The sequence below is a fragment of the Actinomadura spongiicola genome, from assembly GCF_003432485.1.
In the GTDB taxonomy this organism is placed as follows: Bacteria; Actinomycetota; Actinomycetes; order Streptosporangiales; family Streptosporangiaceae; genus Spirillospora; species Spirillospora spongiicola.
In genome coordinates, this window is the sequence record NZ_QVNQ01000006.1 from 314,393 (window position 1) to 338,732 (window position 24,340).

The 24,340-nt window shown below is 68.7% G+C and carries 22 protein-coding genes and 1 pseudogene; 13 read left to right on the forward strand and 10 right to left on the reverse strand.

Annotated elements, in window-relative coordinates; translation table 11 throughout:
* The first annotated feature begins 332 nt into the window (after positions 1-332).
* Complete coding sequence (locus D0T12_RS21190; RefSeq protein ID WP_117401386.1) at positions 333-530, forward strand: hypothetical protein; 198 nt, start codon at positions 333-335, stop codon at positions 528-530.
* 405 nt (positions 531-935) lie between these two features.
* Here D0T12_RS21190 and D0T12_RS21195 read toward each other — a convergent pair whose 3' ends face one another.
* Positions 936-1,619, reverse strand: coding sequence for a LysR family substrate-binding domain-containing protein (locus tag D0T12_RS21195; protein WP_233526197.1), 684 nt, complete (start codon positions 1,617-1,619; stop codon positions 936-938).
* Between the two features lie 55 nt (positions 1,620-1,674).
* Here D0T12_RS21195 and D0T12_RS21200 point away from each other — a divergent pair, with 55 nt between their 5' ends.
* Positions 1,675-2,058 (forward strand): DUF5997 family protein, encoded by a 384-nt coding sequence (locus D0T12_RS21200; protein WP_117401387.1) that lies wholly within the window; start codon positions 1,675-1,677, stop codon positions 2,056-2,058.
* A 533-nt stretch (positions 2,059-2,591) separates the two neighbouring features.
* On the opposite strand, the gene D0T12_RS34920 is transcribed toward D0T12_RS21200, so the two are convergent.
* From D0T12_RS34920 to D0T12_RS21220, 5 genes are all read right to left on the reverse strand, one after another.
* A complete protein-coding gene (locus D0T12_RS34920) occupies positions 2,592-3,416 on the reverse strand; it encodes an alpha/beta hydrolase family protein (RefSeq protein ID WP_147339572.1) in 825 nt (274 codons plus the stop codon).
* A 41-nt stretch (positions 3,417-3,457) separates the two neighbouring features.
* Complete coding sequence (locus D0T12_RS21210) at positions 3,458-5,425, reverse strand: NACHT domain-containing protein (protein WP_117401389.1); 1,968 nt, start codon at positions 5,423-5,425, stop codon at positions 3,458-3,460.
* Positions 5,422-5,769 (reverse strand): hypothetical protein, encoded by a 348-nt coding sequence (locus D0T12_RS21215; protein ID WP_147339573.1) that lies wholly within the window; start codon positions 5,767-5,769, stop codon positions 5,422-5,424. Before D0T12_RS21215 ends, D0T12_RS21210 begins: the two co-directional genes overlap by 4 nt.
* Before the next feature lie 611 nt (positions 5,770-6,380).
* Entirely contained in the window at positions 6,381-6,524 is a 144-nt protein-coding gene (locus D0T12_RS35445; RefSeq protein ID WP_158581567.1) for a hypothetical protein, read from the reverse strand.
* A 312-nt stretch (positions 6,525-6,836) separates the two neighbouring features.
* Positions 6,837-7,130 carry a hypothetical protein gene (locus D0T12_RS21220; RefSeq protein ID WP_117401391.1) on the reverse strand — a complete coding sequence of 98 codons (294 nt, stop codon included), beginning with the start codon at positions 7,128-7,130 and terminating at the stop codon, positions 6,837-6,839.
* Positions 7,131-7,393: 263 nt separating this feature from the next.
* On the opposite strand from D0T12_RS21220, the gene D0T12_RS21225 reads away from it, so the two are divergent.
* Complete coding sequence (locus D0T12_RS21225) at positions 7,394-8,755, forward strand: flavin monoamine oxidase family protein (protein WP_117401392.1); 1,362 nt, start codon at positions 7,394-7,396, stop codon at positions 8,753-8,755.
* A 101-nt stretch (positions 8,756-8,856) separates the two neighbouring features.
* Here the strand turns inward: D0T12_RS21225 and D0T12_RS21230 are convergent, their stop codons facing one another.
* Positions 8,857-9,372, reverse strand: a complete 516-nt coding sequence (locus D0T12_RS21230) for an Lrp/AsnC family transcriptional regulator (protein WP_117401393.1) — start codon at positions 9,370-9,372, stop codon at positions 8,857-8,859.
* Positions 9,373-9,471: 99 nt separating this feature from the next.
* On the opposite strand from D0T12_RS21230, the gene D0T12_RS21235 reads away from it, so the two are divergent.
* Genes D0T12_RS21235 through D0T12_RS21245 form a run of 3 tightly spaced genes read left to right on the forward strand, consistent with a single transcriptional unit; the run spans position 9,472 to position 12,364 of the window.
* The gene (locus tag D0T12_RS21235) at positions 9,472-10,515 is read left to right on the forward strand and encodes a threonine ammonia-lyase (RefSeq protein ID WP_117401394.1); all 1,044 of its coding nucleotides are present in this window, start codon (positions 9,472-9,474) and stop codon (positions 10,513-10,515) included.
* Positions 10,512-11,576, forward strand: coding sequence for an alpha/beta hydrolase fold domain-containing protein (locus tag D0T12_RS21240; protein ID WP_117401395.1), 1,065 nt, complete (start codon positions 10,512-10,514; stop codon positions 11,574-11,576). Before D0T12_RS21235 ends, D0T12_RS21240 begins: the two co-directional genes overlap by 4 nt.
* Positions 11,573-12,364: an NAD(P)-binding domain-containing protein gene (locus D0T12_RS21245; RefSeq protein WP_117401396.1), complete on the forward strand. Its 792-nt coding sequence runs from the start codon at positions 11,573-11,575 to the stop codon at positions 12,362-12,364. The genes D0T12_RS21240 and D0T12_RS21245 overlap by 4 nt, the downstream gene beginning before the upstream one ends.
* Positions 12,365-12,925: 561 nt before the next feature.
* Here D0T12_RS21245 and D0T12_RS21250 read toward each other — a convergent pair.
* Both D0T12_RS21250 and D0T12_RS21255 read right to left on the reverse strand, forming a co-directional pair.
* The gene (locus D0T12_RS21250) at positions 12,926-13,558 is read right to left on the reverse strand and encodes an isochorismatase family protein (RefSeq protein WP_117401397.1); all 633 of its coding nucleotides are present in this window, start codon (positions 13,556-13,558) and stop codon (positions 12,926-12,928) included.
* A gap of 49 nt (positions 13,559-13,607) precedes the next feature.
* Positions 13,608-14,168 carry an NAD(P)H-dependent oxidoreductase gene (locus D0T12_RS21255; RefSeq protein ID WP_199487597.1) on the reverse strand — a complete coding sequence of 187 codons (561 nt, stop codon included), beginning with the start codon at positions 14,166-14,168 and terminating at the stop codon, positions 13,608-13,610.
* 40 nt (positions 14,169-14,208) lie between these two features.
* On the opposite strand from D0T12_RS21255, the gene D0T12_RS35450 reads away from it, so the two are divergent.
* Positions 14,209-14,358 carry a hypothetical protein gene (locus D0T12_RS35450; protein ID WP_158581568.1) on the forward strand — a complete coding sequence of 50 codons (150 nt, stop codon included), beginning with the start codon at positions 14,209-14,211 and terminating at the stop codon, positions 14,356-14,358.
* 84 nt (positions 14,359-14,442) lie between these two features.
* Here D0T12_RS35450 and D0T12_RS37425 read toward each other — a convergent pair.
* Positions 14,443-14,667, reverse strand: a pseudogene (locus tag D0T12_RS37425) (LLM class flavin-dependent oxidoreductase); the annotation flags it as partial.
* Between the two features lie 195 nt (positions 14,668-14,862).
* Between D0T12_RS37425 and D0T12_RS21265 the strand changes: the two are divergent.
* The 6 genes from D0T12_RS21265 (at position 14,863) to D0T12_RS21280 (ending at position 24,286) form a co-directional block, all read left to right on the forward strand.
* Complete coding sequence (locus D0T12_RS21265) at positions 14,863-15,327, forward strand: MarR family winged helix-turn-helix transcriptional regulator (protein ID WP_117401399.1); 465 nt, start codon at positions 14,863-14,865, stop codon at positions 15,325-15,327.
* Positions 15,328-17,574: 2,247 nt separating this feature from the next.
* Positions 17,575-17,733, forward strand: a complete 159-nt coding sequence (locus tag D0T12_RS35455; protein ID WP_158581569.1) for a hypothetical protein — start codon at positions 17,575-17,577, stop codon at positions 17,731-17,733.
* Positions 17,734-17,907: 174 nt separating this feature from the next.
* A complete protein-coding gene (locus D0T12_RS21270) occupies positions 17,908-20,961 on the forward strand; it encodes a CHAT domain-containing protein (RefSeq protein ID WP_158581570.1) in 3,054 nt (1,017 codons plus the stop codon).
* A complete protein-coding gene (locus tag D0T12_RS35460) occupies positions 20,958-21,710 on the forward strand; it encodes a hypothetical protein (protein ID WP_158581571.1) in 753 nt (250 codons plus the stop codon). Before D0T12_RS21270 ends, D0T12_RS35460 begins: the two co-directional genes overlap by 4 nt.
* A 14-nt stretch (positions 21,711-21,724) precedes the next feature.
* Positions 21,725-23,710, forward strand: coding sequence for a caspase family protein (locus tag D0T12_RS34925; protein ID WP_158581572.1), 1,986 nt, complete (start codon positions 21,725-21,727; stop codon positions 23,708-23,710).
* Positions 23,711-24,016: 306 nt separating this feature from the next.
* Positions 24,017-24,286, forward strand: a complete 270-nt coding sequence (locus D0T12_RS21280; protein ID WP_407642102.1) for an integrase core domain-containing protein — start codon at positions 24,017-24,019, stop codon at positions 24,284-24,286.
* The last annotated feature ends 54 nt before the right edge of the window (positions 24,287-24,340 follow it).

Below are 24,340 nucleotides of genomic sequence, written 5' to 3' on the forward strand. Positions count from 1 at the left end.
CGCTGCGAGGAGCGCTGGTCCGGGCGCAGCGGTTCGCCGAAGCGAAAGGAGTCGATCTTGTTGGCGGTCCGTGGTGCAGGGAGCACCGGGTGGCAGGGCACGCAGGTTCCGAGCCGGTCGGCGGCCGCACGTTGGTGCCAGTCGAAGGATTCGAGCGGGTTGTGCACGGCCAAGCTCGTTCTCCGGTGGTAGTCAGAGCGGGGTCGAGAACACAGCGACCGCACGCGAGACGTCGGCGAGATGACACACCAGGCCCGACTTGCTTAACTATGGACGACCTTGTCGTTACTGTCGTACCCCCAGAGTCGGCGAAGCGGTCACCGGAGGTAGCGATGAGGTCCGGACGGTGGATGCTCGTCGCCTGGTTGATCGTGGGTGCGCTCGCCGCGGGACAGCGCCACTACTACACCGAATTCGACGGCAGCTGCGCCAGAATCGCCACGATCGGAATCACCTTGGCCTCCGGCCCGCTCAACTACATCGGCCTCAACCCCACCGCCAACTGCAAGGTTCCCCAGCCGAGCAAATGACATGTCGGCTCTCGACCGCGTCATCATGAAGGCTTCTGACGACATCTTGAGCCTCCCTCCGTCGCGGGACACCGTGAGGCTCCCCGATTTTGCGGTCGTTCGTGAGCCCTCGATCCTTCGTGAGGTCGGTTGCACCATCCGGGTCGGCTTTCTGCGCCCCATGCCGGGGCGCTGCTGGCGTGTGACGTCCCGGACCCTTCATCGGCGCCCGCAGGTAGGTGCCGGCGGTCAGCGAGCATCACGCTCGTCGCATCCAGGTGCCACCGATGAACGCGGTCACGGAATGGCGGATGCAGGTCTGCCGCCGCGAAGTCGGTGCCTACACCGATCGCCGAACCGGACGAGCTCGCTCGCCCAGGTATTCGAAGAGGGACGGCGGGATGGTGGCGATGAGCGCGACTCTCGTCACCTCCGGCGTCGCTTCTGGCGGCGGTGGTTGGGGGCGGGGCGCTGTTGCGGTGGCTTCTTCCGGGCGGGCTGTTGCCGGGGATTGCGGCCACGAGAGCTGTTGGGGGTGCGTCCGCGGACGATGCCGATCAGTTCCTCCATGAGGTCGGTCGTCTCGGCGTCGAGCCAGGCCAGGCCGATCTGGGACTGGGGAGCGTCGGTCACGGTTCGGTAGGTGAGGTCCTTGCGGTGGTGGAGGCGGGCAAGAGACTGCGGGAGCAGCAGGACACCGGTTCCCGACGCCACCAACTCGATCGCGCCGACGGTGCTCTCAGGACGGGTGAAGGCAGGTTGCCCGGGGCGGTCGTCCCAGGTCAAGACCTCGTCGAGGGGCTCGAACACGTCCTCGTCGGCGAGATCGGCGAGTTCCACCTCCTCCACCGCGGCCACCTCGTGATCCTTTGGCACCACGACCACGGTCGTCTCCAGGTACAGCGGGATCACATGGAGGGCCTCGCGATCGACGGGCAGGCGTACGAACGCCGCGTCCACGCCACCGTCCCGCAGCAGGGGGACGACCTCGGACGCCGGCATCTGCACCAGGCGTAGCGGCACATCCCGGACCCGCTCGGCCCATACCCCGGCCCACTTCCCGGGCGTCACGCCTGGTACGTAGGCCAGCCGGAACTCTCTATCGCTCACTCCGCCACCCTAGTCACGTCCGGACGATTCCCTTCCGCTGGCTACTCTTGACGTCATGGGCACGTCCAAGGCAAAGACCCCGCAGACCATGAAGTCCGCGACCGCGGCCAAGAAGCTGGGGATCCTGCTGTCGGCAGCACCCGCCGAGTTCCAGGAAGGTCCTGTCTCCCGGGACGAATTGAACGCGCTCCAAGCCGACCCGCCCTCGTGGCTGGCGGACCTTCGCCGTGAGGGCCCCCACCCCCGCCAGGTCGTCGCCGCCAAGCTCCGCGTCTCGATCTCAGGTCTGGCCCGCGCCGGCATCACGGGCCCTCTCACCACAGCCGAGATCGAGAATCTGAAGGCAGAAAGGCCCGACTGGCTGGAACGCGAGCAGGCCGTCCAGGCCGAGGTCCGCAGGGAGCAACTCCGCCTCAAGCAGCACCGCGCCAAAGCCTGACTCACGGGAACCCCCGGCCGCGCGCACCGCTGCCCCGCTGCCCGCGATGAAGGCCGCCTTGCTCAGGGCGCCCTGCACGAGCGTGATCCTCGGTAAGCGCAGCGCCCAAGGCCGCGTACACACCTCATCGGCTACTCCGTCGCTCAGGGTTCTGACCACCACCGATCGGCCTTGACTTCCGAGTTCGGGCGGCGGCGGACTGACCGACCGGAAGCCTGTGCCGGGCGTTGACCACCCCACACCCTGCCGACCCGTGACCACCTCGCTGGCGCCCAACAAGTGGCAGGTGATTTCGGCCGGACGGCGAACGATCGCTGGACGGTGACCACCCGATCACCAAGTGGTGCGAGCGCATCTGGTCGCAGCAAATGAGCGAGGCCGTCCGGCGCCGTGTACCTACTCCGTCCGACAAGGGCGGCGCGACGGAGGCCGAATCGCAAGCTGCCGGAACGGACGCCATGTCGCTCCCGCTTTCGCGTCCAGCGGCAGTATCCGAGGCCAGCACGGAAGGTCCGTGGTGCCTCGTGTTGTTATCAGTTGCTTGATGCCAGGATGGCGGCTACGGTCTCCGCTGGTCGTTCTACCAGGGGGATATGCCAGTCGCCTCTGCGGGAGGAGATCGAGCTGACTTTCAGTGATGGGTGTACGGCTCGCCAGTGGATGATCGCTTGATCGACCTTGATCAGAGGATCCTGGGTCGCGGGATTTGCGCGCAGGTAGTGGATGCGTCCCGTCAGGTCGGTGTGCCGCAGTCTAAAACCGCCGATGTAGGCGGCCTGCGAGGTGATCGCGGGCATACCCACCTTTGCGCTGCGGGAACGTGAACGAACGATAAGGCTCGCGTCGGCGTCGACCTCGGGGGTAGGTCTTGACACGGGCAGCCTGCTCAGGGCGTTCCAGACGCCGCTGGCGAGGGGGCCGCCACGGTAGCGGGAGGCTAACCAGAAAGACCAACCAGGGCGCCGGACGTCTTCGACACTAGCGGGTGCTGTATCGAGGACGAGACCTGGGGTGCCGGGGAGTTCGTGTTTCGCGCGCAGTAGAAAGTCGTACGCGCACATGCCGCCCATTGAGGCGCCGTAAAAGACCAAATTGTAGGGGCGAAGCCGATTGATCTCCGGTAGGAGCGCAGCGTGAATGCGGCTCGGGTCGACCCCACGATCCGCGTACTGAACGACCAGCAGACCAACGTTGGCGCGGAGATGGGGGGCGAAAGCCTGGGCGACCTCTGCCGCCGGCATGATGAAGCCCGGGAATACGACGATCAGCGTTTCGGTGGCGCGGGAGCGTGCGTCGACACGGACTACTCCTACGTCCGTTCCCGTCCGGTGGGCAAGCCCGGCGAGCGTGTCGGCCACCAATAACAGGGAGATCGTTGTAAGGGCCAGGCCGGTGCGTCTCAACTTTCGGTGTCTGCCAGGCTTTCGTGCAGCCGGCGATGGCGAAATTCCAGATAGGGCCCCTTCTGACGGAGCGCTCCCCTCTTGCGGGCGTCGTTCAGAAATCCCCACACGTGCAAGGGTAGGCGACGGGTCAGCGGCATCCACCATCGAATGAGCAACGCCCAGCGGCCCCAAGCGGTCGTGCCGACCCCCCACGCGAGGCCGATGGCCATGCCGATGGGTATCGCCCGGCGGCCGGTGACCGTCGCCGCCGCCAGGCTGAAGGCGAGCCCCACGCTCACCATCTGTACGTAGGCCCAGTGCCGGTTGGCCACCAGGAGGTCGCTCGGTGTGGCCGACCACTCCAGACGGGGACCGCCCTCGAACGCCGCGGGTATGGCGAAGGAGAGACCGATCAGGCAGCAGTAGCCGATCCAGACGCCGTACCCGACTGACGGTATCCGGTCGAAGATCCCGAAGATCAGGCCGAGAGCGGCTCCGCCCGTGGCCGAGCCCGCCGCGCCGAGTTGGAGTTCGGTCGGCAGCGATTTGGCGAGTTCACCCAGCTCCCAACGCCGGATCACGTACGTCAGAGCACTACCGACTGCGGTGCCGAGCACCGCACCTACGGGCAGTGTCCACAAGCCCACGTGCATCGCACCGACATAGGTCAGCAGGCCCACGCACGCGCCTCCGACCAGCCCTGCCCCGCCCAGAGCCAGTGCGTACCTGGTTCGGTCGGCGAGGCCGACCTGAAGGCGGACGAGTTTGGGGCCTCGCCACCACCCGGCCCCGACCGCGAGCAGGCTCATCAGCCCTGCGGCCGCGGCACCGCCCAGCGGGCTGTGAACGGCCGCGCCCGTGAGAAACCCGATGACGACGGCCGGCAGGAAATAGGCCATGACCCTGGACGGCCTGCCGAGAAAGTCGCCCAGCTCCCACCAGGCTAAGCTCTTGCGACCGATGGGCAGGAGCTTGGCGACGTTGCGCAACCAGTGCACTCCGTGCGTCTCCCACCTGGGTTGCTTGCTCCTTCTGCGGCCGTAGAGGCTGGGTACATAATTTTGCAGCAAGTACGCTTGGATCGACTCCGCCGTCGGAAAACGCTCGCCATCGGCGAACAGTTCGAGCGCGGAACCGTCGCTGTCCATCTCACGCGCGAGTCCCACCATCAGAGGCGTGTCGAGTGCACTGCCGAGGCGGTCGGGCGCTTTCATGAGAGCCGCACGCCAACGGCGGCCATGTTCGTCGTCGCCGCTCGCGAGGTAGTCGGTGATCACGTCGATGTCCAGCTTCTGTAACTCGGCCGTGGTCGTGGACCACAGTCGGCCCGCGGTCTCCCTCGCTTGGCGGAAGGCCTCCGGGCGGCTGGTCAGGACCAGCGGAGTCGTGACGTCGTTGAGGTCGCCGAGTGCCCGCCTGTGCATTCCGGTGGCGACTTCGTCGAAACCGTCCAGGATGGGCAGGATCTGACCACGGCTGCGGAGATACTCGGCGATCGTGGTATCCCCGCTGCCGCGCGTGGCGACGAGAAAAGGGAACTCCGAGACCAACTGCTCGACGATCCAGTCGTCCAGCTCGACTTCCTCGGGGTTCCAGCCGCTGAGGCTGACGATGGCCGGTATGGGGGCGGTGGTCGAGGTACGCGTCTCCCGCAGGCTGAGGACCAGCCGGTCGATCAGAACGGATTTGCCCGCACCCGCCTCACCAAGGATCACGAGCCGACCGTTGGTGGCCCTCCGGTAGAGGGCCGCGGGATCCACCCCCTCGCTGCCGTCGTCGGCGCGCCAGAGCACTGACAGCTCGGACGGAATCCTGTCACGCAACATCTTGAGGCGCTGCCGAGCGTCCTTCACGACGTGATCCGCGAGCCTGGCGGCGGCGTGGTCGAGCTGCTGATCCCACGTGGCTCGGGGAACGTGCTCGAAGACCTGCTTGAAATCTCCCTTGACCCTGACGAAGAACGCATTTTGCGAGGGACTCATTGATCAGTCCTGGGGGCTTCCTGCGTGACATCCCGGTCCGCGCGCACCTTGCGCATCACTTGCTCGGAATCCTTGCCCTTTTGGTGAACGTCCCCGCCGGACTGTATTCCGTACATCTTCTTGGAGACCTTGTCACCCGACTGGAGCACCGAGCCGCCGGCGCGGACGCCGCGCATGCGCTGCTTCGCCCTATTCTGATTCGGCGCTCTGGACAGCAGGATCTGGAGCCCGCCGCCCACGAGGACCAGGACGCCCAGGGCGATCCACGCCCCCAGGTTCCAGTCGTCGATGAGTAGACCTGTCACCACGTTCACAGCCGCCGCGATCGCGAAAGCCACGATCACTGCGATTCCCCGCATGAGGCCCGAGCTCAAGAGATGACCCCCTCAATCCATGCCGCCACAAAGATCATTTATGGCGCCAGTGATCGTCATTCGCCGCTTCGCCTCCGGACGAACGAGAGTAGTCGAACGAAGCCCCCAAGCCATTGGTGAAGGAGGCCTTCCGGTGACCGATTGTGGCCTCCCGAAAGATATATGCGGCAACTGTAGGACCAATGCCGTTCAGGTAAGGGCTTGGGTCGATAGCGTCGCCGGGTTAAAGTCGATCAAGGCTGATGTCCGGCTAGTCGACGTTGGGCTCGCCGATAGGTACGTCCGTGCAGGTAAGACGTCGCGCCTGGCAGGCAGTGGGGGCCGGCCCCGGGCGGTTCCGGAAGGGCCACGGCTGAGTCTGAGGCGATCTCCCTGCCCGAGCGGGTGGCGGAGTACTTCGAGTTCCTCAAGACCAGGATCGCGACCCCCCGCAAGTACGGTCCGGCCGTGTGTCTGTCGCAATACCTCGGCGACCGCCTGGTTCACATGCTCCGCTACCGAGGAATGGCACGTCGGGGTGTCCTGCTGCGCCGTGCGGACGTCATCGCCGCTGGATGACCGGATCAGCTCCGGCTGGGCGGTCAGCGCGGCGTCGTGCACCAGGGCGGCCCTGGATCCGGTACCGGTGTCCAGCCAGGGACCGTCCGCCCGGACCCGGGCAGCGGCCGTCCGACCGGATGCCCGTCGCCGTCGACGAACTCCTCGGTCCCGTAGACCAGCCGCAAGGCTCGGATCGTGCAGCACCACGCCGAGCGCGGCTTCCAGCGAGCGCGGCGGCAGCGGCGTGCCGAGCCGCGCGGCGAGCCCGCCGACGGCTGCCTGGTCCAGCCCGGCACGGACTAATCCTGTGAGCAGCCCGACCGGCCACAGGACGAGCAAGAACAGCGCCGCCGTCCCGAGCAGGCTCTGGAACGGCTCGTAGGGCCGCCCGGAGCCGTGGACAGCCCCTCCCGCGCCCCAAGGACGAGGACCCCCGGCACGCCCCCGTATACCACCGGCGCGAACACATGCCGCTGCGGGGCGGGCACCCCCGCCAGTCACCGCCGGACCAGCGCCGAGGCGAGCACCAGGGCGTATACCCACAGCATGGCCGTAACCACCAGCAGCAGCGGACGCCCGTCGTCCACCGGCAGCACCTCCAGGCAGACGCATTCGTCCTCCTCCGTCCGCCCGAATTGCAGCCACGTCACCAGCACTGCGCCGTGGAGCACGTACACGAGCGCCACCAGGGCCCGCTGCCCGCGCGTACGGGCGACGCCGTCCGGGACGACGAGCACCAGATGGGCCAGCACGGCGAGCGAGCCCAGCGCCGACGACTCGAGGGCCGACACTGGCGAGTTCGCCTCACCGAAGATGCGTATTCGTTGGTGTCGAGGGCTCTGCGGCCACCGCGTGTGGTCCCTGGGGCGTGCAGGAGGTTCGACCGAATCGCCCCGAGACCACAACCGCCCGGGTATTTTGTTGGTGATCAAGAATCACGAGTCAGCGCCGATGGTGGTCGGTGGGTGCGCTGGCGTGTTCGCCGTGCCGCGAACGCGCCGCACCCTAGGGGTGTCGCGTGCCGTGGCACGGCCCGACGCACCAGGAGCAAGTCATGACCGACCACCGTTCCCACGTCACCGACGTCATTGTCGTCGGCGCCGGAATGTCGGGTTTGAGCTGCGCCGACACACTGCTGCGGCAGGGCGTGGACGTGCTCGTACTCGAAGCCCGCGACCACGTCGGCGGGCGCACCCGCCTTGTTGAGGCCGACGGCGAGATCCTCGACCTGGGGGGCCAGTTCATCGGTCCCGGTCAGGATCGTGTTCATGCCCTGGCCAAGGAGCTCGGGATCGAGGTGTTCGCCACCCACGTGGCAGGCGACCACCTCGTCGAGACCTCCTCTGGCCGCGTCCGGCACTGGCGGGGGACCGTCCCCCGGCTGAGCATGCCGCAACTGCTGGACCTCGCTCAGGCGCAGGCGCGGTTCGAGCGACTGGCCCGGACGATCGACCCCGTCGCCCCGTGGAGCAGCCCGAACGCCGCCGTGCTCGACGACCAGACCCTGGCCACGTGGATCGGCCGCACCCTGCGCACTCGAGGTGGGCGCCGGTTGTACTCGCTGGCCACCCGGCTGATGTGGGCCTGCGAGCCGAGCGAACTGTCACTGCTGCACGCCCTGTTCTACGCCCGGTCGGCGGGCAGCCTGCAGGCGGTCATGGCGACCGAGGGCGGCGCCCAGCAGGACCGGTTGGACCAGGGTGCCGGCGAGTTGGCCCGGCGCCTGGCCGCCAGGCTCGGCGACCGCGTTCGCCTCGGCGCGCCGGTCCGGTGGATCGCCCAGAACGACGATGAAGTCCTGATCGGCACCGAAGCCGGCGACACCGTGCGTGCCGCCCGCGTCGTCGTCGCGATCCCGCCCGTCCTGGCCGGACGCATCGGCTACGACCCGCCGCTGCCTGCCGGCCGGGACGGCCTGACTCAGCGGCTGGCGATGGGCAGCGCTATCAAATGCCTGATCGTCTATCCGGAGCCGTTCTGGCGCTCGGACGGCCTGAGCGGGCAGGCGCTGAGTCTGCGTGGTCCCCTGAGCGGCGTCACCGACAGCAGTCCGCGCTCGGGGAACCGCGGTGTACTGGTCGGCATCCTCGAAGGCGCGGTGGCGCGGGAGCTGGCCGCCCTGCCGGAACATGAGCGCAAGAGCGCCGTCCTGGACCAGCTCGCCCGTCTGTTCGGCCCCCGCGCCGCCCGACCGTGCGCCTACCTGGAGCAGGACTGGAGCGCCGAGCCCTTCACCCGAGGCGCGTACGCGGCGCTCTTCCCGCCCGGCGCGTGGACCCAGTACGGCCCCGCGCTCCGCACCCCCGTGGGCCGCATCCACTGGGCGGGAAGCGAAACCGCGACCCGCTGGTACGGCTACATCGACGGGGCAGTGCGCTCCGGCCAGGCCGCCGCTGACGAGGTGCTCATGTCGTGAGTCTGGCCGGCCAGGCGACGGTGCTCTCGTGTGGTCCGCCCGACCGTCGCCAGTGCCGGGGACGTCCGTCACACATCAGGCCTTCACTTGGGTTTCTCTGCCTATAGCCGCCTGTCTTGTGGGCGCGTGGGCTGTGGTGCGGGAAGCGGGAGGGCCAGGCCGGTCTTGAGGGTGTCGAAGACGACCAGGGTCTCGTAACGCTTGATGTTGGCGTCGGCCTTGAACAGGCGGTCGCCGAGCCGGCTGCAGTCGCGCATGCTTCGTGCGGCCAGGACGACGACGTAGTCCCACGGCCCCGCGACCCGGTAACACTGCTGGACCTGCGGGTCCGAGCGCGTCCGTTCAGCGAAGGCGCGGTGGTGCTCGAACGATTCCTGGTCGAGGGTCACCAGGACCGCGGCCAGGACGGTGGGGCCGAAGCGGTGCGGGTCGAGTACGGCGACCTGCCTGCTGATGAGGCCGTCCTTGCGGTAGCGGGCGATCCGTCGCTGGACGGCGCTCGGTGAGAGTCCGACCTGTTCGCCGAGGTCGTGCAGGGTGCGTCCGGCGTCGTACTGGAGCAGGTCCAGAAGGAGGACGTCGATTTCGTCCAGGCGCGGCGGCGGCGATTCGGGCATGCAAGATTATTGCGTCGCAGCGGGAAAATTCTCAATCGCTTCGATCGGGAGTTCGAATAGCGTCGACCGGGACCGGAAGTCACCGAGGAGGCGACGTGTATGGACCTGGACGTGGCGCGGATCGAGAAGGCCGTACAGGTGATCGATCCGGTGTTCCTCAACACCCCGCAGTACCTCGACGAGCAGCTGAGCCGGGCGCTGGGCGGCCGCGCGGTGACGGTGAAGGTGGAGACGGCCAATCCGGTGCGCAGTTTCAAGGGCCGGGGCGCCGATCTGATGCTGAGCGCGCTCGCCCCGGGCACGCCGGTGGTGTGCGCCAGTTCGGGCAACTTCGGGCAGGCCGTCGCCTACGCGGGGCGGGCCCGCGGGATGCCGGTCGAGGTGTTCGTGGCCGAGACGGTCAATCCCGCCAAGCGGGAGCGGATGGAGACCTTCGGCGCCCGGGTCATCGCGGCCGGGACGGACGGCACGTCGGCGCGTGAGGCCGCGGCCGCCCACGCCGAACGCCATCCTGACCGCGTCTACCTGCGGGACGGTCTACAGGCGGCGATCGCCGAGGGCGCCGGGACGATCGGAGTCGAGTTGACCCGCGGCACTTCGGGCTTCGACTCGGTCGTGCTGCCGGTCGGCGACGGCGCGCTGATCAACGGCGTGGCGCGCTGGATGAAGGAGCACGCCCCCGGCACCCGGATCGTGGGGGTCAACGCCGAAGGCGCCCCCTCGATGCGGGAAAGCCTGCGCGCCGGCCGCGCGGTCCGCATCGACCGCGCTCGCACCTTCGCCGAAGGCATCGCGGTGGTCGGTCCGCTGGAGGCCTCGGTAAGGCGGGCCCGCACCCTGGTGGACGAGATCGTCCTGGTGACCGACGAGGCCATCGCGGCCGCTATGGAGCTCGCGGCGCGCACGCTCGGGATCGTCCTGGAGCCGGCGGGGGCGGCGGGCCTGGCGGCGATCGCCGACGGCGCGGTCCCCGGCGATCGATTGGCGACGGTTCTGACCGGAGCCAACCCGCGTCCTGAACAGGTCCGGGAACTGGCGGCCCGGCTGACCCGGCCCGCCCGCAACGCGCCGGCCCCCGTCGGACACCCGGGCCCTGGGGCATCGGGCCTCGCAGAACCTACAACTTTCCAGGTCAGGGAATGAGCGAGATCACTACTGTGAAGCGGCCGCCGGAGCCGGACTGGCCGGCGATGACGGACGAGGAGTTGCTCGCCTACCGCGAGGCGGAAAACCGCTTCCGGGCGTCCAGCGCGGCGCGGGCGCTCCTGGGGGAACCCGATCCCGGCGCCACGATCGAATGGCAGCGGCTGGTGCTGCCCGACCGCGAGATCCCGGTCCGGGTGTACCGGCCGGCCGCCGCACGCGACGGCGACGGCACCGACCGGGCCGAGCTGCCACTCGTGCTCCACGGGCACGGAGGCAGTTTCGTGGGCACGGCGGTGCAGTGCGACTGGGCCAACAGCCATCTCGCCGCTCGGCTGCCCGCACTCGTCGGCTCGGTCGAGCACCGCCTCATCGGCCCGGAGACTCCGCTGTCGGATGCCGTCGACGACGGCTGGGACGTGCTGCGGCACATGGTGCGGCACGCCTCGCAGCGGGGCATCGACCCGGCGCGCACGGCCGTGTTCGGCGAGAGTTGCGGCGCGTTGATCAGTGCCCTGGCGGCGATCGGGGCCAGAGAGGCCGGGCTGACGCTCAAGGCGCAGGTGCTGGTCAATCCCGCGGTCGATGTGACCGAGACGATGTTCGACTACGCCTCGATCGCCGAGTTCAGGTACAGCCCGACCCGAGCCGTGCCACAACTGCGCGTGTTCCAGCGGCTCTCCGTCCCCCAGAGAACCGACGCTCGTGCGCTCTCGCCCCTGTACGCCGACGACCTCAGTGGGCTGGCCCCGGCTCTGGTGGTGGTGCCGACCCGGGACGCGGTTGTTCGTGCTCAGCGCAAGCGTCGGGTTGACCGGGCTGCTCGCCAGGGACACCTCCGGCGAGACCGGGCTGCCGCCGGCGCTGGGGTGGTCCGGGATGGCTCCCTGCCTGGCAGCCTTCACGGCGGTCGCGTTCCTGTGGAGGCGACCACGGGTTTCGGGGAGGGGGCGAGGGCGCCGCAGTGCGCTCGACGTGGACCCCATGGCCCCAGACTCGACGTCCCGGACCCGCGCCGACAGGGTTCACGACTCCCACACGCGATGGGGGAAAAGCAGTGAAGCGCATCGGCGTCATCGGAGTGGGCGAGATCGGCCAGGCCATCGTGACGGGCCTGTACGGCGGGACGGACGAGTCGCCTGAGGTGTTCCTCAGCCCTCGGGGAGCCCGCACAGCCGCGGAGTTGTCCGAGCGCCATGAGGGCGTGCGGGTGTGCGCCGACAACCAGGAGGTGGTGGACCGCTCCGAGGTGGTGATCATCGCCCTCCGCCCCTCGGGCCGGCACGAAGCACTGGCCGGGCTGAAGGTGGACGGCGACAAAGTAGTGATCAACGCGATGTCGGGTGTCGGCAACGACGACCTGCGCCGGACACTCGCCACCGACGCCGCGTTGGTACGGGCGATCCCCCTGCCCGCCATTCGTGAACGCCGCTCGGTCACGGTGACGTACCCGTCGCACCCGACGGTGGACTCCCTGTTCGAGCGCCTGGGCGGGGTGCTCCCGGTCGCCGACGAGGCGGCCTTCAACGTCTTCTCCGCGCTCACGGGAACGCTGACCGCCCACTACTCCTACCTCGCCACACTCACCTCCTGGGCCATCGGCCACGGCCTCGCCTCCGACGACGCCGACGGCTACGTGCGCAGCCTCTTCCGGGGAGTCGGCCGGGCCCTGAGCGACCAGACCCGTTCCCTGCACCAACTCGCGGCCGACCACGAGACCCCGAAAGGGAACAACGAACGTATCCGCACGACCTGGTTCGACTCGGCCAACTCCGAAGCCCTCAACAAGGCCCTCGACGAGCTACTCACCGACCTTGATGAGGAACCACGGAACAGCGGTCAACGGTAAACGGCAACCTCACCTCTCGTCTTCCGCAAAATGGTCGTTCGCCGGAGATCCCCGGTCTGCCGCCTCGGAGGAACCTGGCGACGCGAGAGCTACGGCGGTGCCACGTCATCAGCGCTCCAGCCGACGTGGCGCCGCCCGGACACCGGAGCTCGTCCTGCCGTCCAGGCACGGGTCTGGAGCCGGTCATTCGTAGGATCGGCGGGCCTGAGAGCTCACGCATGGCTGCGAGCTGGTCGCCATGAGGCTGCTTGAAATGCAGCTTTCAGTCTGATCGACGCGGTGTCGTCCGATGCCGAGCGGATGGTCGGCGGGCGACCCGGCCGCTTGGGTTCGAGCGGGCAGCGTGCCGGCCCGCGTTCAGGTCACGGTGCCAGCGCGAGCGTCGCACGTTCACCAAGGACCACAGGGCCGGGACTATGGCTGCCTACGACGTGCTGCCCGAAGGCAGTCCGAACGCGACGCCCTGCTGCGCGCCGAACGGCTCCACCACTCCCAGAGAAGTCGGCTGGGCCGGGCGGCACCTCTGCGGGGGCACGCCCGGCCCGGGGTGCGGTTCGGGGGCTACTGGGTGGCGTACTTCGCGACGGCGGTGTTCGCCACGTGGTGGTGCCGCCAGGACGGCAGGTGCTCGTGGATGAGCTCCCCGAACGCTGGTGCGAGCGGCTGGTCGACCCAACCGCGGAGGATCTCCGAGCCGACGGCAAGCCAGTTGACGGGGATCGCGCCGGCCTGAACGAGGCGCATGACCGCCGTGTCGTGTGTCTCTTTGGTGGTCGCCGCAGAGGCGTCCACGACGATGTAGACCTCGTAGCCACGGTCGAGAGCGGTCAAGGCGGTCAGGGCGAGGCAGATGTCGGTCTGGATGCCCGCCATGATGAGCTTCTTGCGTCCGGCGGCCTCGATGGCCGTGGCGAACTGGTCGTCCACGAAAGCGTCGAAGACCGGCGGACGGTGAATGACGGGAGTGTCGCCGAGGACCTGGGCGAGCTCCGGGTAGAGAGGACCTGCGGGAAAGTCCTCGGGAGCGGCGGTGACGATCAGCGGCAGCTTGAACAGCTTCGCGGTTTTGGCCAGCGCGAGCGTGCCGTTGAGGTTCTCTTCGATCGTGTGCGATCCGATGAGGTTCGAAAAACCGACCTCGTGATCGATGAGGACGACCGCGCTGTTGTCAGCGGTAAGTGGCGTGTAGGGCATGGCTTTCTCCTTGGTTGTTTCCCCTGTGGTCACCGTGACGCGGCTGGTGTCAGTCAGCCGGCCTCCCGCGAGTCGCCGCGAGCGTGAGGATGTCGCTCACGTCCTCGACGGCCATTTCGATGCGGCCATAGACGCGTGGGGTGAGGAGGGTGGTGCCGTCGAAGTCGCCGGAGGACGCGAAGACGGCGACCGGAAGGGTCATCGATTGGAAGAACCCGAACAACGGGCGAAGGGCGTGCTCCAGAACCAGCGCGTGGTGATCCCCGCCGCCGGTGGCGGCGAGGAAGACCGGCTTGTTCGCGAGCGCGTACTGGTCGACCAGGTCGAAGAAGTGTTTGAACAGCCCGGTGTATGAGCCGCGGAACACCGGGGTGGCGGCTATGAGCAGGTCGGCTTCCTCGGCGCGGCGGAGCGCGTCCTCGATCTCGGGGGCGACGCCCTCCCTCTCGAAGGCTCCGGTGAAGGCGGGGCCGAGCCGGTAGACGTCGATCCGGGTGTGCTGGACCGCGACGCCGTGGACGGCGAGCACGCTGGTGAGCGTTCGCAGCACGACGCCGACCAGTCCGACGGTCTTGGACTTCTCGCTCGGGCTGCCGTTGACGACCCCCACCCGCAGTGTCCGAGCCTCCTCCTGCGAGATGGCGCCGCCGATGAGCTACGGCCTGGACCGCGCCCTGATCCAGATCGGCTTCGGCGGGATGCCGCGGAAGGACGTCCTCGAGGCGATCGAACTGCTCGGCACCGAGGTCGCCCCCGTCGTGCGCCGCGAGGTCGGCTCCCGGAAGGAGCAGGCGGCGTGACCGCCACCGTGAGCGACCGACGGGCTGGTCGAGTGTGGCGAACTGTTCCCAGACCCGCACCGGGTCGTCGGAGCTGAGCACGGTGACCGCGCTGGTCAGCCTGATGTTCGTGGTGGCCTGGGCGGCCGCGGCCAGGACAACGGACGGGGCCGAGCCGACGAAGTCGGTTCGATGGTGCTCGCCGACGGCGAACAGGTCGAGCCCGACTTCGTCGGCGAGCCGCGCCTGCTCGATGGTCTCGTGGGCGCGCCGGTGCGCGGAGGGAAGCGTGCCGGTATCCGGGTCTGCGGTGATCTCGGCGAACGTCATGAAGCCGATCTCGAAGGGAGATCGCTCGCCGGTGACGGTGGTGGGCAACGTGCTCTCCTAGCGGTCTTGTACGGACGCCGTTCGGTGTCCCGACCACAGTAAGCTGCCTGCGCAGGCAAATATTCCACCTAGTGCGTTGCCTGCGCAGACATGTACACCCGCCGATGAGGACGGCCGTCGCGGTACCCTTCGGAAGTGGCGACTCCACGTCTGAGCGACCTTGAGAACGAGGCCTGGCAGGGCTTCCTGTACGCCCATGACCGCATCTGGCGTGAGATCGAGGCGGGGATCGCCCCGCTGGGCGTGAGCATGGCCGAGTACAGCGTCCTGTCCCTGCTCGGTCGAGCCGGTCGCTCCGGCATGCGGATGTCCGAGTTGGCCAGGGATCGACTGATGTCGACCGGCGGTTTCACCCGGCTCGCCGACCGGCTGGAGCGCCGTGGGCTCATCGAGCGTCAACGTGCGGCCGAGGACGGACGCGGCTACGTCGCCGTCCTGACACCCGATGGGCGCAACCTCCTGCGCAAGGCATGGAAGCAGCAGCATGCCGACCTGCGCCGACTCTTCCTCGACCGTCTCGACGACGACGACCTGCGCGCCCTCACGCGAATCTGGTCACGTCTCGCCCCGGAGACCGACGACGAGGCGAGCCTGCGGTGACCGGCCTCAGCTGAACCGCCTGCCGGTCACCCCTGCCCAGGGGACACCCGGCACGGCCTCCAGCACAGCGACCCGGCCGACTCACCAAGGCACGCGCCGCTCAAGGCCATTCGTCGCCGTACACCTCGAAGGCGCCGGCCACCGCTCCGGCAGAGGATTCGCCAGTTGGCCGGTGAGACCCCGGGCCGGGGTCACCGACGCATCCACGGCGAGCTGATGGTGCAGACAGTCCGACGCGACGTCGGCCAAGCGAGCAGATGGCGACCGCTGATCGGCGCGCCATCGAGGTGCCCCGGCTTCCATGATGGGAGGCAAGCCACGAAAACCTCGTGCCGCTCTGACCCGAGGCTGCGCTGTCGTGCTCGGAAGACGAGATGGTCAAGGCATCGAAGAGGGCGAGCAGGGCGGCGTATCCCTCCGAGGTGTCGGCGTAGAAGCCGCGATGGGCGGATGCCCGTGCGCTACTGGTGGTCGTGGCCGTAGGAGCCGGCCTGCGCGATCAGATCGGGCAGCACTCAGCCGTTGCGGAAGACGGTGCGGGCTGTGATGGAGGGTGACCTGATGGTAGGGACTTGTGCTGCCGTTGCATGCGAACCGCTCCTTCAGATGCGAGTAATGGTGAAGCGTCTGGTCGTGCCTAGGGGGCCGGTCCGCTGAACCTAATCTGCCGCGTACGCGTGGTTCCGCAGGCACTGCTGCGTTCGCATCCAATGCGATTGGACGTGCTTCGCCTGCGGAGAGCAAGTTCGGGTGAAAGATGCCTACCCGGGCTCTCAGTCGTCCGGCCCGGTCGGCGACTCCGACGGGTCCTCCGAATCCTGCGGGTCGATCTTTTCCCGGCAGGCCTCCGGATCCCCTTCCTGCTCGATGCACTGCCGGATCTGCTCTTCCTTCGGGGGAACCCCCGGCGCCTCTCCGGTCTCGTCGCCCGACGGCTGAACCGGCTCGACCGACCCAACGCCCTCCGGCCCGAACTCCTCAATGCAGCTCTGTCGAACACTCTCTCCTTGAGGGTGTTTGCACTCGGCTGGAAGGCTCCGCTCGGGCTTCTGAGTCGTCCGCCGAGGGCTCGATGCCGGAGCCTGTCGAGTCCGACTCGGGTCCGACGTCGTCGGGCTCGGCGCTTGAGTGGTCGGCGATGTCCGAGTCGTCGGGGGAGCGGGCGGATCTTCTTGCGCGCACCCGGTAGCCAGCACCGCCGCCGCTCCCATGATCGTTGCGACCGCGATCTTCGCGCTTGGCTTCTGGACGGGTGCGCTCCGACCCGACTGGGAGCCGGGCGCTGAAAGATCCTCCTGTTGACGCAGCGTATTCGGTGCGCGGCGCTCGGACTCGGAGATCCGCGTCTTCGCGCTTGGCCTGCTCACCTTCATCGGCTGGCCCCCTCGTCGGACGTCCTCCCAGGTCAGAGCCATGTTCTAGGGGGACGTGCCCGGAGAAACGCGGTTCGAACGCGAACACCATGCAGGGCAGCGGCGAAAACCGCACCGTCCACCCCGAACCACTCACCCGCCGGCCCCGACACCACCGGCACCTCCGGCCGCCGCGGACGCGCCAGTTCGATCAGCTCCCGAGCAACGCCGGCTTGGGCAGGAGGGGATGGTCAACTCCCGTGGGTCTGGCCAGGGAAGGCCGGAGCAGTCGGGCCATCGCGAGCCCGGGGCGAGCCGCCGAGCAGCCAAGGGACGAAGTCGGGCACGTCGGACGCTCGACGAACCGGGCATTTCCGTTATTTGGCCTGGTCAGGGTGGTGGGTCGCGTGGGACTCGAACCCACAACCTACGGATTAAAAGTCCGAAATTATCGTGCCGGAACGAGTTTAGCAGTGTCATTGTATGTTGAACCGTCCGTGTCTCGCCCGATTTCCCTGCCGCTCAATGTCACTGCATGCCGATTCGTTTTGAAACCGCCGAGCAGACAACGAGCCGCCATCCGTTGTGATGATCTTGTGGCCTACTCGGAGGAGGCTTCGCCTGACCTGTACGGATGGAGTAATCGGCAAGTGCAGGGCTGGTCTCGCTGGCCTCCCGCTACACCACGCATCTATCCGGCGACGACCTGGTCGGCATCCTCGCCGAGCGTGTCCGCTCGGCCCGCGATCTTGCCGGCCTGCTGCGCTACCGGCTGCGGCTCTGCTACGCGACCTGCACCGACACCGGAACCTGCGCGTCGACGAGATCGGCGAGCACTACGCCGAGCGACTCGGCTGCGCCCGCCGCCTACCGGTCGGGGAGTCGATCGCCCATCATGAGGCCGAGGCCGAAAAGCCGCGTCGAGATGTGGGCCGAACTGGACGCCGCCCGCGCCCGCATCGCCGCCCGCCAGGCCGAGCAACGCGTGGCCGCCGCGCAGGCCCGCGCTGCGAGCCGGCCCCGCTGGTGCCCGCCGCCGCGGCGCCCCAGTTGAGCAGCGGGCCGAGGGGCAGGCCGTAGCCGCACCCCAGGCCGGGTTCCTCCGGTGATGGGACGGTTCGTCCGTTCGTGGCCAAGGTTGGACATCCGCCCATCCGTTTATCGGCAAAATTGCATAATGGCTTTCGGGGGTGGTTCCATGGGGGATGATGAGCGCGAGCGATTGAGGGTGGCCGTCCACGCCCGCTTGGTCGCAGTGTCCGGAGTCGATGATCTGGCTGATCTGATGACCCCAGAAGCCACGGCCGAAATACGACGATTGTATTCCCTTGTATCCAGCTATGACGTCCTTTCCCAGCATACGCTGGCCTGGGCGCTCTACTATCGCTCGCTGTTCCCGCTCGCCTCGGCGGCGACCGAAAGAGAACTAGCCGTCGCGCTGTTCGTTCGTTGTCTGCTGGCGGGGGTCGAAGCCAGTGACATACCGGACGACCTAATGGACGAGGTCGTGAACGAAGCCGGGCGGCACTCGACTCCCCCGCTGCGTGAAGCGAGCCGAACCAAAGATTCCTCCTCGGTCGAGGACGCCCTGCGGCTTTGGCGGCGGATCGCGGCGGCCTGTCGGGAAACGCATCCGCATCGGCCGGTCATCCTCAACAACCTGGCGGTCCTGCTGCAACTCCGGGGCAAACTGAACGACTCCGCGGAGGACGACCGTGAGGTCGTCGGCCTGCTCGAACAGGCCATGGAGGCCACGCCGGGGGACGCCAAGGATCAGCCCCTGCGGCTTTTCAACCTCGGGGTGTCCCGCCGTCGCATGTTCGATCACACTCGTGACGAGGAAGATCTCGATGAGGCGATCAAGTACTTCCAGCGATCACTCGAAATTTCACCGGAAGACGATCCGGGCCGACAGGAAACTTACGCGGCACTCAGCGAGGCGTACCGCGTCGGCGCGTCGCGCATGCGGATCGACGTACTGAGCACGGGCGAGAAACTGCGCACGCAGTTAAGCGAGGCAGTTTATGCGGTTTGCCAGCTGATCACGGTCCGGGACCTGGAGGAGAAGAAGCGGACCATCGAGCGGTTACCGCAATTGCGAAGCCGCGCCGCTCTCAGCGTCCTTGACGACTTCATCGAGAACGCCGCGGCGCTTGGTACGGACTCCCCGCTGCCGGTGCCGTTCCTCCGGGCGCATCGGAAAGTCCTAGCCGGGCTGCAGGAGTCCCCTACCGCTGAGGAGACCTCAACGGCCGAGCCTCCTGAGTTCGTCCCGCCCGGACCCGTTCCGCCGCAGGTCGTCGAGGCGCAATCGCTGCTGGCCGACGGACGGGTGGAGGAGGCCGACGTGCTGCTGGCCCGGACGGCCGAGCGGGGGCGTTCCGATGACGACCCGCATACCGAGGGCCACGCGGAACTTGCGCTGCACGACCTGGTGTTCGGCTCCCTCCACCCCGCGCCCGGAAGCGTCGACCGCCTGGCCGGCCATGCCGCAGCCGCCCAGGAGGCGTTCCACCGGGCGGGGAACCGCGACGGCCTGACGTCGGCACTGCGCCGCCGGCTGGCCATCGCCGTCCATTTCCAGGACGCGCCGATGGTGACCGATCTGATGCCGCGTCTCATCGTCCTGGACCCGTTCGGCGGCGTATGGTGGCACGCCTACCTGAGGGCCATCGACAGCGACGACCTCGGCTACCGGCGTGCTCAGTTAGAGTGGTGCGTGGATCACGCATGGCGGCTCGGCCCGGACGCGGCGCACTACCGGGCGGTGTGCGAGCGGAAACTGGCCTTTCTCGATGGGCATGTGGCGACCGAGGAACTCACCCTTCCCGCTGACCTGGCCGCCCTGGTCGAAGGCGTCGAGAGGAACGGACCGACCGGCAATGACGGTGAGCGCCTCGCCGCGGCGCTCGAACGGGTCGAGGCGATGCGCTCTCACGCGCAGTCCGTCACCGTTCAGCGCAGTTTGTCCGCCGTTTACACGCGTGCCTACCAGGCTCTGTCCCTCTGTACAGCGAAAGCTGTCGGCCCCGGTGCCGTCGAGGCGAGCGTGGATGTGCTGGAACGCAATTCGAGCCGGTCGCTGCTCTTGCAGATGGACGGCGGTGCGAGCGTCAACGACGCCCCGTCCGATTCGCCGCACCTGGACGAGCAGGTGTCCGCCTACATCCGGGAGCCGACGCCGCATCACCTCAAGCTGCTGACCCTCACTTTCGACGCGCGGCGGGACCAGGAGCGGCGCGCCCAGCGCGGCATCATGAGGCGTGTGGCCGGTCCGTCCCGAGGGCCCGCGCCGATCAGGGTCGAGGGGCTGCGCGCGCTGCTCGGCGACGACGCGGTCCTGTTCTTCGGCGCGACGGGCCGGGCGGTTCTGATCACGTCCGATGACTGCGCGGTCGTTGGCGAGTTCGAACCCGATGCGCTCGACAGGGAGGCTGGCGTTCTGCACCGGAGGCTGTCGGAGGGAGCACCGCCCGCCGCCCTGGGCGGCCTCCCGGTTCTGGACGAGCTGACGCCCCAGGTGCGCGAGCGTGTCACCGAGGGCTCCAGGCTGTTCGTCGTCCCGAGCGGACGACTGTGGCTCGTCCCGCTGGGGATCCTGGGCGAGCCGCGGCTGTCCGACGTCTACGAGGTCGCGACCGTCCCGAGCCTGAGCGTGCTTGCGAGGCTGCTGCGCTCGGGTCCCGCGCCGGAGCCTTCCGGTGGTGCGCTGATGGTGGGGTTGGCCGACTCCGACGGGTCGCTGCGGCACGCCCGCGACGAGGTGGACGCCGCCGCCGCGCACTACCCGCGGTCGCGGGTGTGGACGGGTGGGGACGCCACGGTCGATACCTACCGGACCGCCGCCCCGGGAGCGAACGTGATCCATCTGGCCTGCCACGGGTTCTACTTGCCCGACCATCCCGACTTCTCGGGTCTGAGGCTGGCCGCCGCGCGGGGCGGCCCGGGGATGCTGTGGTACTTCGACATCGGCCGGACGCGCCTCGCGGCGTCGCTGGTGGTGCTCGGCGCCTGCCATGCCGGGACCGGCGGGGTGCTGTCGGGCTCGGAGTACACCGGCATACCCGGTGCGCTCCTCGCCGCGGGGGCGCGGAGCGTCCTCGCCCCGCTGTGGGCGGTGGACGACCGGGTCACGGCGTGCCTGCTGGAGTCGTTCCACGCCTCCTACGCCGCCACCGGTTGTCCCGCGTCGGCGCTCCGTGAGGCGCAGCGGGCGTGCGGCGGGGATGCGATCGACACGGTGGGATCGGTGCACGCCTTCCAGCTCTTCGGGCTGTCATGAGCGAGGCGAACGTCCGCGACATCGACCCGCCCGAAGACGGCACGGACGCCGAACCGCCTTGGGAGCTGTGGCTCGGGCACGACCTGGAGCAGTACTTCTCGTTCTTCACCGAGATCCACTACGTCGCCCTTGGCGGATTCCCCGACGGGACCCTGGACGACCTCGCCACCATCCGCAGGTGGGTGGTGCACCAGCTGCGCGAGCTGCGGCTACCGGACGTGCTCGTCAACGCGGTGGACGACGCGGTCGCCGACGTCCGGCCGCTGACGGACCCGTCCGTGATCACCGACCGGGAGCGGTGGCGGAAGCGCCGTGCCGTCGGCGCGACGTTCGAGGTGCTCCTCCAGCTCACCCGCGCCCACGTGCCGCCGCGGCACCGGCGGTACTACGACTTCGGCGTCATGCTTCGCCAGATCAACACCCGGGTGACGCTGATCCGGACCGCGCCGGCGCTGCCGTCGTGGGTCGAGGAGGGCTGGCCGAACCTCGCCGAACGGTACCGGGACGAATTGCGAAGGGAGTGCGCCACCTTGGCGTCGTGGGTCCGCGACAAGGGGCCGGGCAACTCGGCCGACCCCGCGCAGAGCAGCCTGGACGGCGCATTCGACGCCCTGGCCGACCACCTGGAGTCGTGGCTGGCCGAGGAGAACGAGATCGACGACGTCTTCCTGGAGCGGCTCCAGACCGCCTGGCGCAGGTCGGGGCTGCTCGGCTCGACGAGGACCGCGCGCGACATCACTCGCCACTGACCCAGAAGGAACGCATGCCCGCAGAATCCCGCCGTGAGGACGCCCCGGCTACGGGGCTCGTGTACGCCCTGCTCGTCGGTATCGACGCCTACCGGCCCCCCGTCCCGCCGCTGGCCGGGTGCGGCAACGACAGCGCCGCGGCGGCGATCTTTCTGCGCACGCTGCTGGGCGACCGGCTACGGCTGGTGACGCTGCGCGACGCGGCCGCGACCACCGGCGGCGTTCGGGGAGCGTTCCGCGACCATCTGGGCCTGGCAGGGCCCGGCGACGTTGCGTTGTTCTGGTTCAGCGGCCACGGCTCGCAGGCGCCCGTCCCGGAGCAGTATTGGCACCTGGAGCCGACCGGGATGCACCAGACACTGGTCTGCGCCGACAGCAGACACGAGGCCGACGACCTGACCGACAAGGAGCTGTCCGTACTGCTCGACACGGTGGCTGAGCGCGGCGCGCACGTAGCGGTGGTGCTGGACTGCTGCCACTCCGGCGGCGGCACCCGGGACCCACGGGCCCGAGTCAGGGGCGTCCCGCCCGCCGAGACGGCCCTGACCGGAGCGGAGTACGCGGCCGCGTGGCTCCGCGAGACCGGGACGGGCGAGGCGCCCGCCGAGCATGTGGCCTTGTCGGCCTGCCGCCCGTTCGAGACTGCCAAGGAACTGCCGATCGGCGGCAGGGTCGGCGGGGCGTTCTCTCAGTCCCTGCTGGCCGCGCTGCGTTCCCTCGGCCCGCGCGCCAGCTACCGGGCGCTGCACATGGCCGCCCGAACCCTGGTGGAGAACCGAGTCGGCGGCCAGACGCCTGTGCTGTACCCGGTGCTGCCGGACGGCATCGCCGACGAGCCCTTCCTCGGGGGCGCCGTCGACCCGGCCCCGGTCTTCACGCTGGGGCGGGTCAAGGGCCGCTGGCGCGTCGACGCCGGGGCCTGCCACGGCATCCCCGAGGGCGAGGTCGTCCTCGCGGTGGCGGATTCGGATCTGGAGGCCGCAGGGCGTCGGCTGGCGGTGACCGAGGTGCGTCCCGGCGACTGCGATGTCCGGCCGGTCGGTTGGACGCCCCGGCCGGATCGCCGCTACCCGGTGCTGGTCGCCGAGCGGCCTGTCCCGTTCGTCGCGGCCGAGGTGGGCGGGCGTCCTGACGACGACCGGGCCGCGGTCGAGGCGGTCCGGGCCGCGCTGGCGGCGCGGAACGGCCTGGTCAGACTGATTGAACCGGACGAGCCGACGGCTGGCCTGCGCTTGCGCGTCGCCGCCCCGGTCCTGGACGGTCATCCGGTCCTGTCGATCGTGCGCAGTGACGGATCCCCGGCGGCCGCCCCCGTCGCCGGCCACGGGCCAGCCAGCGTCCGGCTCGTGGCCGCCCAGGTCGAGCACATCGCCCGATGGATCATGATCAAGGACGCCCGTGGGCCGGCCTCCCCGATGGACGACCTGGTCCGGGTCGAAGTCGTGCTGGCCGCCGCGCACCAGCCCCTCGCCCCCCGCACCGGCGGGGCCCTGCCGCCGAACAATGCCGGCGAGATCGAACTGTCCTACACCCGCACACCCGACGGATGGCGAGCCCCGGAGGTCTTCATCCGCATCCACAATGCGTCCGACCGGCGGCTCTGGTGCACGCTGCTCGACCTGACCGACCGCTACCGCTGCCATTCGGCCCTGTTCCCCGGTGACTTCATCGGCGCGCGGCAAACGGCCGTGGCCGTGGAGGGCAGGCGCGTGGCGGTCTCCCTACCGGCGGATCGCCCGACCGAGCCGGGCGCGGCCGTCCGAGACTGGTGCAAGCTCATCGTCTCCGACACCGAAATCAACACGCTCCCCTTCAACCTCCCCGCCTTAGACGAGGCAGGCACCTACCGCAGCGATCTCCGGGGCCTCCTCGTCAGCGGCCTCCGCGATATGGTCCCTCCGCTCCGGGACGAGCTCAGAAAGGGCTGGTGGACGACGTCCGTGACCCCCATCGTCACTCGCGTCCCCGCTCGGGAAGTGCCGCGTACAGGCACCTCGTAATCAAGCGGGCGGCACTGCTCGCGGAGCTGCTGAACCGGCTTATGGGGCTTTAATATCCGCAATCTAGCATTTGCCTAAATTTCGGTTTCGCTTTCCACACGGTGATCGATATGTGGCGTTGCGGTATTCGTTGATTGCACCGCCGAGGAGGCGTGTCCGGCGGATGGCGGCGTTGCTGCTGATGGGAGTCGGTTCGGGCCGGGGCACCATGAACCTGGGGGAGCGCATCGGGGACTTGCGGTTCGTGAGCCATGATCGTGATCCGTTGTTCACAACCGCGTTCAGCGAGGTGTTAGAGCCGACGGGCTGCGGGCGACCACCACCCTGCCGAAGACGCCACGCATGAACGCCATTTGCGAGCGCGTCATCGGAACCCTCCGCCGCGAGGTCCTGGACCGGGTGCTGATACTCGGCGAACGCCACCTGGCGATACTCCTCCGCGAGTACCTGATCTACTACAACGGCCATAGATTGCACCAGCCCGGCAGCAACGACCTCCAGACATCGAAACGCAGCCTGTCCGCGCCGTGGCGGACCTGCGATCCATCCGCAGAAAACACGCTGTCACGGGCGTGATCAGCGAATATCACCACGCCGCATAAGCCCACCTCAGACCCTGTAACCCACCAT